The following is an 11,357-nucleotide window of genomic DNA, read 5'->3' on the forward strand; positions in this document are numbered from 1 at the left end:
CAGGGACGGTCACCGTGAAGTCCTGGAGTCCAGTGAATCACGGTGAAGTCTTAGGGAAGAACTTCTACAGAAACAAAGAGGAGCGAAGCGACGATCCTTAGAGTCTTAAGGACGTCTCTTAGAGTCTCAGAGAGACACCAGGAATCCTAGGTGCCCCCCTTACCCCCCAAACCAGCCAGTTTTGAGGGCATTTTGTATGTCGCCCCCTTGGGACATACGCGCTCAAAACCAGCCCGCCGATTGAACGGCAGGTTGGAAGGTGTCGGAACCGGTCGCCGGACGTCTGCGGCGGTTCTCTCTTACCATGTGGTATATTTTTTTTTCGGTGTAGTTACAGCCATTCTTTATAACCAAATCGATATAGAGAATGGACCCTCGAACGGGGTCATCTACCCTATGCGGTATTCTTCTGGGTTATGAATATCGGCTATCATCATATCGAAAATCATATATAGGTCACGGCCACTTCACGGCGTCCAATGCGGCCTTCATCGTCGGCAGACTCGCCGTCGCCGTGTAGACCCTTCGGCCACTACTGCCGGTCGCAGCGTGTCCCGTGATCGCATCCGCCGTCTCGGTGTTCACTCCGACCTCAGCCAGCGCAGTGCGCAGCCAATGCCGGAACCGATGGGAGCCTTTCAGCTTTCCAGCGGGCAATCCAGTGGCCTCGCGGTACTGCGCGAACCACCGTGCGCCGACATCGGATACACCCTTCACTCGGCCATTCAGCGACGGCAGCGCCTGGCCCGTGCGCCCCTGTACTCCCTGGAGCCAGCCAGCGAACCACGGATCGTCCAGGAGATGCGACGGAAGCGGCACAGTCCGCTCAGATTCGGCAGTCTTGAGCGTGCCTGCCTCGGCGGTGAATCGGATGCACAGCAGCCCGGAGCGCGTCACGAAGTCTTCGCAGCGTAGCTGCCCGACCTCGCCCAGTCTCGCCCCTGTGTGCATCAGGATCGACAGAAGCGCCCTGCCGTCCTCGGGGTCCACGTTGGCCCAGCGTGGCACGGTTGCCATCTGGTCGGAGAACAGCGGACTACCTAGCATCAGCTTCAATTCCTCATCGGTCCACGGCTCCCGGCGCTCGCTCCCAATGGTCTTGTCGAAACTCAGGTCCAGCGGGTTCCGGTCGATCAAGTCATCCTTGACGGCCACATTCACCACAGCCGTTACAGCGGCGGCGATGTTCCCGGCGGTCTTCCTGCCGAACTCTCGGGACGGATCAAGCAACCAGGCGACAAATGCGGCCCCGTGCGCCTTGCGAAGCTCAGGTACGGGTATGCCCTGGGTGACCTGCTCGAACAGCGCCACCGCCCGTCTCGTTCGCCCTATGGCGTCCTGCTTGGGGGAGTTGCGATTGATCCACGATGGGATGACGTCGGACAGCTTCGGCGGCTTCGTGACCGCTTGGGACGGCACGGGCGGCGCTGCGGGTTCCGGCGTCTCGATGGGGTCGCCCTGCTCCCGGCGCTCGACATCCTTCCATGCGCCGACAAGCGCCCTGGTGATGCGGATCAGACAAGATCGACCATCGGGAGCGGCCCAGTCCACTCGCAGCCCCCATGCGTGCGCAACGATCTCGCCGTATCGCTGGGCCAGGTCTGTGCTGCCCTCGCGCATCGCAGAGACCGCTTCGAGTCCTGCGCTTGCGAAATCGTCACGGATTTCCTGCTTCGTGTCGGGAATGAAGTAGCGCACGTACCCAGCGGGTCGCTTCTCCACAGGTGTGGTGTAGAACGTGTTGCTCTCCTCGGCCTGGAGAACCAGACGGCGAGCCTCAGCGGCGAATTGATCGGCAAGCGGTGCCGTGATCGTCACGAAGGGAGCCGGGGCATTGCGAGCGCGGATGTCTTCGAACTGGCGATGATAGTCCGCAATGATGGCGTGAGCGCGTGCGGCGGCTTCGTTGCGATTGGATGTCTTGAGACTCGCGCGGTATGCGTCGATGGCTAGTGATCCATCAGCGCGGCGCGGCCAGAGATGCCGGATGTCGTCAGGAACTCCAATGCGGAGTTGGTAGGTAGAGCCGCGAAGGCGGACTCCAGAAGGAAGCGAAGCGGGCATATCCATTCCAAGGATTATCCCACGGCTGATTGACACACTTCGCTGACACACGCTGAAAACAAAACAGGCCGGAGAACCTTACCGGACGGGGCATTCCCTTATCTGGCGTGGCTTCCAGCCTGTAGTCTATGGCGCGACAGGAGGGGCTCGAACCCCCGACCCTCGGCTTAGAAGGCCGATGCTCTATCCAGCTGAGCTACTGTCGCGTGAACGTGGGCAAGGCCGCAAGCGGGCCTCGCCAAGACGGGGCTGGATTATACCGCGATCGTCTCACGCGGTCGCGCCTCGCTCATCGCACTTGCCAGGGCGCCTGGCGCCAGAATCAAACCGGCTGCTGATGCAACGCGAACCAGCCGAGGAAAATCGCACCGGCGATCAGGCAATACGCACCGAACGACGCGAGGCGCCCGCGTCCCTCGAAGTAGCTCATCAGGAACTTCACGCTCAGCCAGGCCGCAATACCCGTGAGCACGCCGCCAACGGCCGCAGTCATCAACTGATCTCGCGCGTGAAACAGCTTGGGCAGTTCAAGCACGCCAGCCGCGAAGATGATCGGCGTGCCGAGCAGGAACGAGAACTCTGCCGCCTTTTCTGCCGTGAGGCCCGCTGCATTGCCGGCGATCATCGTGAGCCCGCTGCGCGAAAAGCCGGGAATGAGCGCGCCGATCTGCGCGAGGCCGACGAGAAACGCCTGGCGGAACGTGAGTTTCTCGGGCGGACGATGTGCACGCGCGCGCTGGATGCGATCGCCGAACCAGAGCAGCACGCCATTGACCATCAACGCCGCCGCGACGATACGCAGATCGTGAAAGATGGCTTCGATGCGCTTTTCGAGCACAAGGCCAACGATACCCGTCGGAATCGTACCGATGATGAGCGCCCACATCATGTGCCCGTCGTCGTTCTTGCGACCGCCCAGCGAGGCAAAGAAGCCGCTGATCAGTGCGACCCAGCGCTCGCGGAAATACCAGAGCAGCGCAACTGCGGTCCCCAGGTGCAATGCGACGAGGAACGGCAGCAATTGCGGCGCGTGCTTGTCGATATGCATGCCGAACAGTGCCGGTACGAGCAGCGTATGACCGAGGCTGCTCACGGGAAACAGTTCGGTGACGCCTTGCAACACGCTCAGGAAGAATAGAAACCAGAGACTCACGCGCGGATCCTCGTAATGGTGGTGTAAGGGGCCGGACCGTTGCGGAGCCGGTGCGGCAAAGCGCACCGATTATGCCTGGGCCGTATTGCAGCGCCAAGCTTGAAGATGGATTTGTCAGAAAAGTTACTGCGTCGCAACAAAATTGGCTGCGAATGCAAGGATCCTGGCGCGAACGCGCGTGTCGCGCTCGCGGGAATCAAACTAGGGGGACGGAACGTGGCGTGATCAGCGCGCCATCTTGTAGAAGAAATACGCGCTGCTACCGACAAAGAGGCTGAACAGAGCCATGCTCATTGCCATTGCGAGGTCCATGGGGAGGTCTCCTGCGAAAATGCTCTGTGCGCTACCGCACGGTCATGCGGATTATGCTGACTCTCCTCCGTCGACGACACCCACGCTTTCCCGACGAGGGTTTTCACGCATGAGAAAGCGGCGCAAAATCCGCCTCTGCCCGGCGCATCCGCGCCACGCTCCTTCCACCCACTCCAGGCCCGCCCATGAACGCCCATCCAGAACAGGACATCCTCACCCTCACCCGTGGTGCCTCGACGCTGCGCTTCGCGCCGTGGGCCGGCGGCCGTTTGCTCTCGTGGCTCGTCGGCGGCCAGCCGGTCATCGTGTGGCCGGAAAATGCGAACTGGGCCGAGCCGGCACGCGTGCGCGGCGGCAATCCGCTGCTCTTCCCCTTCCTTGGCCGCCATCGCGTCGACGGCCAGATCGGGCGCTGGCGCGACGCCCAGGGCGTGGTTCGCGATCTGCCGATGCATGGCTTCGCGCGCGATCTGCCGTTCGCGGCGCAGGTCGACGACGATGGGCACGGCCTGAAGATGACGCTCGTCGACTCCGACGCCACCCGCGCTGGCTACCCGTTCTCCTTTCGCTTCGAGGCGGTCTACCGGCTGGCCGACGCGCATACGCTCGACGTGACGCTCGCGGCGACCAATACCGGCCAGGATCCGCTTCCCTGGTACGCGGGCCATCATTTTTACTTCGCCTTGCCCCACGCCCAGCGCGCGCAGACGACGCTCGACCTGCCGGCGAGCCAGCGCCGTCATCAACTCGCGGACGGTTCGATCAGTGCGCCCGAACCCGGCAAAGCGCAATACAGGCTCGACGACGCAAGCATCATCGACCGCTTCCATGTGCTCGAGCCAACGCCGCCCGCCTCGCCGGTGCGCCTCGTAGCGCCGGGACTCGGCCGCGCAGTGACGATCGATCTGAACCGGCCCGGCTCGCTTCCCTGGTACGCCGTCACGACGTGGACGGAAGCCGCGGACTCCGACTTCTACTGCGTCGAACCCTGGCTCGGTCTGCCCGATGCGATCCACAACGGGCTCGGCCTGCGCTGGCTCGCACCGGGTCAAACGGAGACGGCGACGCTGCGTATCGGCGTCGAGACGCTCGGCGGCTGATCGCGCGCACCGGCGCCGTGCCGGGCCGGCGCCGGTCTGGATGCTGGGGCCCGCGTCAGGCATTCATCAGGCAAAACCCCAGTTGCGCTGGCAAACCCGCTAAAATCAGGCGTTTTGCCAGCGCGGCGGACCGTGGTCCGTCGAGGCAAGGTCATGCGAGGTTCAATGTTGGCACCAGGAATCAGACGGATTGCATGTGCGGCGCTCGTTGCGCTGCTCGCGGCGTGCGGATCGGCTCCGGTCGGCCCCGGCTTTTATCGCGTGGAACGCGGCGACACCCTGTACAAGATCGCACGCAGCAATCGCCAGTCCGTGCAGAACATCGTGCGCTGGAACAATCTGTCGAACCCCGACGCCATCGAAGTCGGCCAGGTCCTGCGCGTAGAGCCGCCCGCCGGCACCGCGAGCGCCCGCACCGCGCCGCGTAGCGCAGCGACTGCCCCGCGCGAGAGCGCCGACACAACCGATACGGCATCCGCGCCTTCGTCCGCACCTTCGGCGGCGGCTGCCCCGTCGATTTCGCTCGTCTGGCCGACCAGCGGCCAGGTCATCCGCAACTTTGACGGCCGCAACTCGAAGGGCATCGACATCGCCAATGCGGCAGGCACCCCCATCGTCGCCGCGGCGCCCGGCACCGTGGTCTATGCCGGCAATGGTCTGCGCGGCTACGGTAACTTGCTGATCATCAAGCACAGCGGCGATTACCTGACGGCCTATGCGCACAATCAGGCGTTGTTCGTGAAGGAAGGCCAGAGCGTCGCGCAAGGGCAGAAGATCGCGGAAATGGGCAGCAGCGACAACGATCGCGTCATGCTGCATTTCGAGCTGCGATACCAGGGACGCTCGATCGATCCGACTCGCGAACTTCCCGCACGTTGAGACGGGCCACTGCGGCCTGCCAAATCAATGGACGAAAAAAAGCCCGGCATGGCGCCGGGCTAACGGGGGTTTGGCGCATATCGGCAAAGGACCGGTTTACCATGCGCCGAGTCGCAATCTATCAACGCGCTTCCTGCGGCGCAATCACTTAATTAGCGCGAAAATGTGCTACGGCGCACGGATTATGTGTCGCATCACTTTTCAGCAACGAATGAGGACGCAGAATCAACTGCTGCGGCCCATAAGACCGGACGCTTCAGTGACACACATCGACAAGTCATCAATCGGCGCAAAGGCTTGCTGGACGGGCCGATCAGGCTAAAGAACATGGTTTTGTCGAGGGGATTTGCAAGCCAGAATCGTCGGTTTAAAGCATGGTATTTTTCGCATTTTCGAGGCGGCCGGCTTGAGTGTGCAAGCGCACGCAACATTGCATTTATCCGGTGTGGTGTACAAATTTGAAACACCAATTCGCAGCGTGCTTAGCTCAGATGTTTGCTGATTTAATGTGGCTTATTGTCTGTATTTTGGCGCCGCAAGCCTGGATATCGACTTATTAATGTGATTAATACCGCGGATCCGGCGTTCGCCATCGGCCGCCGGTCTGCAGGCAGACTATCGTTTATAGTATCGGCCGCAACGAAAATCCAATCACCATGACTATCGAAGACGCCAATCCCAGTCCAACGTACGCCAGGCTGCTCGGCGAAACCGCCAAGATCGACTGGCAGGATCTCGAACGTTTCTTCGCGCAAGGCAAGTTGCTGAGCGTGGCGCGCGACCTCGACCTCGTCAGCGTGGCGGAGGCCATCGCCAACGACGACAGTGCGGTCGTCATGCAATGGCTGTCTTCGGGCCTCGTCGGCCGTATGCCGGCAGAAACCGCAGCCGATTACTCTGCGCGCAAGCCGGAGTTGTGGGCGGTCGTCGTCTCGCCCTGGGTGTGCGTGCAGGAACGGGCTTGAGCGGCGCGGAGGCTCTGCCCGAGCAGCGAGGCTGGCATCGACGCGTGCTGACGCTCGCGTTTCCCATCGTCCTCGCCAATCTCACGCAGCCCATCCTTGGCGCCGTCGATACGGCTGTGGCAGGCCACCTCGGCAGCGCGGCCGATCTTGGCGGCGTCGCACTAGGCGGCCTGTTCTTCAACTTCGTGTTTTGGGGTTTCGGCTTCCTGCGCATGGGGACGACGGGACTCGTCGCACAGGCCTACGGCGCCCGCAACCTCCCCGCATTGCGCGCGAATGTCGTGCGCGCCCTGCTGCTGGCATTCGCGATCGGCGCCGCGATCCTGCTGATTCAATCGCCCTTGATCCACTACACGCTCGCGGCCATTGGCGGCAGCGCAGACGTGCAGCGCAACGCCGGGGTCTACTGCCTTGCGCGTATCGGCTCTGCGCCTTTCGCTTTGGCGAACTACGTCGTGCTCGGATATCTGCTCGGTACCCAGCGCGTGCGCATTGCTCTGCTTTCGCAGATCTTCATCAATCTGACGAACGTCGTTGCGGTGCTCGCCTATGTGTACGGGCTGCAGTGGGGCATCGCCGGGATCGGCGCAGCGACGGCTACGGCCGATACGCTTGGTTTTGTCTTCGGCGCCTGCGTGCTGTGGAGGCTTCGTCCTCGCGGGCTCGCGCCGCTCGCGTTGCAAACTGTGCTCGAACCGGCGGCGCTCAAACGACTCGTCGCGATCAATCGCGATATCTTTCTGCGGACGCTTTGCCTGCTGGGCTCGTTTGGATGGTTCGCGCATCTGGGCGCGAAGCAAGGCGACGCGATCCTTGCCGCGAACGCCCTGCTCCTCAACTTCCAGACCTTCATGGCCTACGGTCTCGACGGGTTCGCCCATGCAGCCGAGGCGCTTGTAGGCGCGGCGATCGGCGCAGGTAATCGCAATGCGTTTCGCCAGGCCGTGAAGTTCAACCTGTTCTGGGCAGCGCTGGGAGCCTTCAGTTTTTCTCTGGTTTATTGGGCCTGCGGACCGTGGATCATCAGGCAGCTAACCGACCAGCCGTCGGTGCGTGCCGCCGCTCAGGCATTCCTCCCATGGGCCGCGCTTTCGCCGCTCATCTCCGTTTGGGGCTTTTTGCTGGACGGCGTATTCATCGGCGCGACGCGCACGCGCGAACTCATGCAAGCCATGGCGGTGTCGCTGGCTGTGTTTCTGTGCGCGTCATGGGCGCTGGTCGGGCCGCTCGGCAATCACGGGTTGTGGATCGCCCTGCTCGTCTTCATGGCCGCGCGCGGCCTGACGCTCTCGCCCTTGCTGCCGCGCATCAGCGGCGCGATCGTACCTGTGTCTGTGCAGCTGCGCTGACAGCGCTCGCGCCCGGCGTCGGCGCTCTTACTTTGCAGGCGGCGGGTTGTCGATCATCATCGGCGGCCGGTCGTCGGTCGGCACACCATGGTAGTCGGGTGGATCCTGCGGCGGGGTGCCGTGGCGGTGAGTCGTTGCGTTGTCGGCACACGCCGAAAGCAATACGGCCATTGCAAGGGCCAGATAAACACGGTACATCGCCTGAAATCCTTTCTGAATGGTGATCCGAGCGGCGCTCCAGCCGGCTGGCGAAGCGGCTGAAGTCGCTATTTTTTCCGTAGCGACACTGTTCTAAGATACGAACATGGCTGCAATCGACAGGAGGCTGCCATGGATGCCGAAACTATTGCGGGTCTGATCGGTCTTGCTGTGGGTCTGCTGGTTCTGCTTGGGCTATCGATCTTCGAATCGCGCGCCTACCGGAAAGAGCACGACGGCGAAGGCATGATGCATCACTGGCTGGCCGAGCATCACGTGCTCGACCGGGTTCGCCGCAGGCACTGAACCCAGCGCCGGGACCGCGTCGGCGCGCCCCTTGCCTGAATCTCACCACGGCCAGTCGAGCTGGCCGTGAGGTGGTTTTGCTGCGTCGTTCATTGAACGAGCAGCTAGCCTTTTATTTTCCAGCGCCCAAACGCCAGAACCCCGGTGCTCTTTCGGAGCCACCGGGGTTCTGGACGTACTGCATAAGGAGCCTGACGATTACCTACTTTCACACGGGCAATCCGCACTATCATCGGCGTGGAGCTGTTTCACGGTCCTGTTCGGGATGGGAAGGGGTGGGACCAGCTCGCTATGGTCATCAGGCATGACGGGTTGCTGCGTCGCAGGATTCTGCGCCACAGCCAATCGGGAAGAAGCGTAAAGAGGTGTTGCTGAATTGGGGTTGTGTTGTTTCAGGCACAACACGTGATCTCAACCGTGCGTCACTCCCTTCGGGAGCAGGATGCTCGTAAGTGCTGAAGCACTAACGATCATCGCGAAACACACCTGTTATAGGATCAAGCCTTACGGGCAATTAGTATCAGTTAGCTTAACGCATTACTGCGCTTCCACACCTGACCTATCAACGTCCTGGTCTCGAACGACCCTTCAAGGGGATCAAGTCCCCGGGGAAGTCTCATCTTGGGGCGAGTTTCCCGCTTAGATGCTTTCAGCGGTTATCTCTTCCGAACATAGCTACCCGGCGATGCGACTGGCGTCACAACCGGTACACCAGAGGTTCGTCCACTCCGGTCCTCTCGTACTAGGAGCAGGCCCCCTCAAACTTCCAGCGCCCACGGCAGATAGGGACCAAACTGTCTCACGACGTTTTAAACCCAGCTCACGTACCTCTTTAAATGGCGAACAGCCATACCCTTGGGACCGGCTACAGCCCCAGGATGAGATGAGCCGACATCGAGGTGCCAAACACCGCCGTCGATATGAACTCTTGGGCGGTATCAGCCTGTTATCCCCAGAGTACCTTTTATCCGTTGAGCGATGGCCCTTCCATACAGAACCACCGGATCACTATGACCTGCTTTCGCACCTGTTCGACTTGTGGGTCTCACAGTCAAGCACGCTTATGCCATTGCACTATCAGCACGATTTCCGACCGTACCTAGCGTACCTTCGTACTCCTCCGTTACCCTTTGGGAGGAGACCGCCCCAGTCAAACTGCCTACCATGCACTGTCCCCGATCCGGATCACGGACCAAGGTTAGAACCTCAAACAGATCAGGGTGGTATTTCAAGGACGGCTCCATGCAGACTGGCGTCCACACTTCACAGCCTCCCACCTATCCTACACAAACCGGTTCAAAGTCCAATGCAAAGCTACAGTAAAGGTTCATGGGGTCTTTCCGTCTAGCCGCGGGGAGATTGCATCATCACAAACACTTCAACTTCGCTGAGTCTCGGGAGGAGACAGTGTGGCCATCGTTACGCCATTCGTGCAGGTCGGAACTTACCCGACAAGGAATTTCGCTACCTTAGGACCGTTATAGTTACGGCCGCCGTTTACCGGGACTTCAATCAAGAGCTTGCACCCCATCATTTAATCTTCCGGCACCGGGCAGGCGTCACACCCTATACGTCCACTTTCGTGTTTGCAGAGTGCTGTGTTTTTATTAAACAGTCGCAGCCACCAGTTTATTGCAACCCCTTCACCCTCTGCGCGCAGGCGCATCAAGCTACCAGGGCGTACCTTATCCCGAAGTTACGGTACCAATTTGCCGAGTTCCTTCTCCCGAGTTCTCTCAAGCGCCTTAGAATACTCATCTCGCCCACCTGTGTCGGTTTGCGGTACGGTCACTGTGAAACTGAAGCTTAGAGGCTTTTCTTGGAACCACTTCCAGTTGCTTCTTCACCTAGGTGAATGGCCTCGCACCCTTGAATCCCGCGCCCGGATTTGCCAAAGCGCCTTCTCCAATGCAAGGACCGGGACTTCCAACACCCGGACAACCTTCCGCGATCCGTCCCCCCATCGCATTTCACAATGGTGCAGGAATATTGACCTGCTTCCCATCAGCTACGCATTTCTGCCTCGCCTTAGGGGCCGACTCACCCTACGCCGATGAACGTTGCGTAGGAAACCTTGGGCTTACGGCGAGGGGGCCTTTCACCCCCTTTATCGCTACTCATGTCAGCATTCGCACTTCCGATACCTCCAGCACGCTTTTCAACGCACCTTCGCAGGCTTACGGAACGCTCTCCTACCATGCATATAAATATGCATCCGCAGCTTCGGTATATGACTTAGCCCCGTTACATCTTCCGCGCAGGACGACTCGATCAGTGAGCTATTACGCTTTCTTTAAAGGGTGGCTGCTTCTAAGCCAACCTCCTGACTGTTTTAGCCTTCCCACTTCGTTTCCCACTTAGCCATATTTGGGGACCTTAGCTGGCGGTCTGGGTTGTTTCCCTCTTGACACCGGACGTTAGCACCCGATGTCTGTCTCCCGTGATTGCACTCTTCGGTATTCGGAGTTTGCTATGGCGACGTAATCCGCAATGGACCCATCAACCATGACAGTGCTCTACCCCCGAAGGTGATACACGAGGCACTACCTAAATAGTTTTCGGAGAGAACCAGCTATTTCCAGGTTTGTTTAGCCTTTCACCCCTATCCACAGCTCATCCCCTAACTTTTCAACGTTAGTGGGTTCGGTCCTCCAGCACGTGTTACCGTGCCTTCAACCTGGCCATGGATAGATCACCTGGTTTCGGGTCTACACCCAGCGACTGGACGCCCTGTTCGGACTCGCTTTCGCTACGCCTGCCCTATTCGGTTAAGCTTGCCACTGAATGTAAGTCGCTGACCCATTATACAAAAGGTACGCCGTCACCCCTTGCGAGGCTCCGACTGTTTGTATGCATGCGGTTTCAGGATCTGTTTCACTCCCCTCCCGGGGTTCTTTTCGCCTTTCCCTCACGGTACTGGTTCACTATCGGTCGATCACGAGTATTTAGCCTTGGAGGATGGTCCCCCCATCTTCAGACAGGATTTCACGTGTCCCGCCCTACTTGTCGTACACCTAGTTCTTCCATTCCG

General features: G+C 60.3%; 8 protein-coding genes, 1 tRNA gene and 2 rRNA genes. 5 read left to right on the plus strand and 6 right to left on the minus strand.

Going from position 1 to position 11,357, the window contains the following annotated elements; translation table 11 throughout:
* Positions 1-456: 456 nt before the first annotated feature.
* From AB4Y42_RS06125 to AB4Y42_RS06135, 3 genes are all read right to left on the minus strand, one after another.
* Complete coding sequence (locus tag AB4Y42_RS06125) at positions 457-2,064, minus strand: tyrosine-type recombinase/integrase (RefSeq protein WP_368693646.1); 1,608 nt, start codon at positions 2,062-2,064, stop codon at positions 457-459.
* Between the two features lie 129 nt (positions 2,065-2,193).
* A tRNA-Arg gene (locus AB4Y42_RS06130) sits at positions 2,194-2,270 on the minus strand.
* Between the two features lie 116 nt (positions 2,271-2,386).
* Positions 2,387-3,217 (minus strand): undecaprenyl-diphosphate phosphatase, encoded by an 831-nt coding sequence (locus AB4Y42_RS06135; protein WP_368686324.1) that lies wholly within the window; start codon positions 3,215-3,217, stop codon positions 2,387-2,389.
* A gap of 497 nt (positions 3,218-3,714) precedes the next feature.
* Here AB4Y42_RS06135 and AB4Y42_RS06140 point away from each other — a divergent pair, with 497 nt between their 5' ends.
* The 4 genes from AB4Y42_RS06140 to AB4Y42_RS06155 all read left to right on the plus strand — a co-directional run bounded on the left by AB4Y42_RS06140 (position 3,715) and on the right by AB4Y42_RS06155 (position 7,822).
* On the plus strand, positions 3,715-4,629 hold the full coding sequence (locus tag AB4Y42_RS06140; protein WP_368693647.1) for an aldose epimerase: 915 nt from the start codon (positions 3,715-3,717) through the stop codon (positions 4,627-4,629).
* A 165-nt stretch (positions 4,630-4,794) separates the two neighbouring features.
* Entirely contained in the window at positions 4,795-5,508 is a 714-nt protein-coding gene (locus AB4Y42_RS06145; protein ID WP_368693648.1) for a peptidoglycan DD-metalloendopeptidase family protein, read from the plus strand.
* Positions 5,509-6,164: 656 nt separating this feature from the next.
* Complete coding sequence (locus tag AB4Y42_RS06150; RefSeq protein WP_368686327.1) at positions 6,165-6,473, plus strand: DUF2288 domain-containing protein; 309 nt, start codon at positions 6,165-6,167, stop codon at positions 6,471-6,473.
* Positions 6,470-7,822 (plus strand): MATE family efflux transporter, encoded by a 1,353-nt coding sequence (locus tag AB4Y42_RS06155; RefSeq protein WP_368686328.1) that lies wholly within the window; start codon positions 6,470-6,472, stop codon positions 7,820-7,822. The genes AB4Y42_RS06150 and AB4Y42_RS06155 overlap by 4 nt, the downstream gene beginning before the upstream one ends.
* Positions 7,823-7,849: 27 nt before the next feature.
* On the opposite strand, the gene AB4Y42_RS06160 is transcribed toward AB4Y42_RS06155, so the two are convergent.
* A complete protein-coding gene (locus AB4Y42_RS06160; RefSeq protein ID WP_368686329.1) occupies positions 7,850-8,020 on the minus strand; it encodes a hypothetical protein in 171 nt (56 codons plus the stop codon).
* Between the two features lie 132 nt (positions 8,021-8,152).
* On the opposite strand from AB4Y42_RS06160, the gene AB4Y42_RS06165 reads away from it, so the two are divergent.
* The gene (locus AB4Y42_RS06165; protein ID WP_165822956.1) at positions 8,153-8,326 is read left to right on the plus strand and encodes a hypothetical protein; all 174 of its coding nucleotides are present in this window, start codon (positions 8,153-8,155) and stop codon (positions 8,324-8,326) included.
* A gap of 189 nt (positions 8,327-8,515) precedes the next feature.
* On the opposite strand, the gene rrf is transcribed toward AB4Y42_RS06165, so the two are convergent.
* A 5S ribosomal RNA gene (rrf, locus tag AB4Y42_RS06170) occupies positions 8,516-8,629 on the minus strand.
* A gap of 190 nt (positions 8,630-8,819) precedes the next feature.
* Positions 8,820-11,357 (minus strand): 23S ribosomal RNA (locus tag AB4Y42_RS06175); the annotation flags it as partial.

The organism is Paraburkholderia sp. EG286B, from assembly GCF_040965655.1.
In the GTDB taxonomy this organism is placed as follows: Bacteria; Pseudomonadota; Gammaproteobacteria; order Burkholderiales; family Burkholderiaceae; genus Paraburkholderia.

Coding starts and splice junctions, on each gene's coding strand:
- AB4Y42_RS06125 (WP_368693646.1), bottom strand. CDS start 2,064: ATGCCCGCTTCGCTTCCTTCTGGAGTCCGCCTTCGCGGCTCTACCTAC.
- AB4Y42_RS06140 (WP_368693647.1), top strand. CDS start 3,715: ATGAACGCCCATCCAGAACAGGACATCCTCACCCTCACCCGTGGTGCC.
- AB4Y42_RS06145 (WP_368693648.1), top strand. CDS start 4,795: ATGTTGGCACCAGGAATCAGACGGATTGCATGTGCGGCGCTCGTTGCG.
- AB4Y42_RS06150 (WP_368686327.1), top strand. CDS start 6,165: ATGACTATCGAAGACGCCAATCCCAGTCCAACGTACGCCAGGCTGCTC.
- AB4Y42_RS06160 (WP_368686329.1), bottom strand. CDS start 8,020: ATGTACCGTGTTTATCTGGCCCTTGCAATGGCCGTATTGCTTTCGGCG.
- AB4Y42_RS06165 (WP_165822956.1), top strand. CDS start 8,153: ATGGATGCCGAAACTATTGCGGGTCTGATCGGTCTTGCTGTGGGTCTG.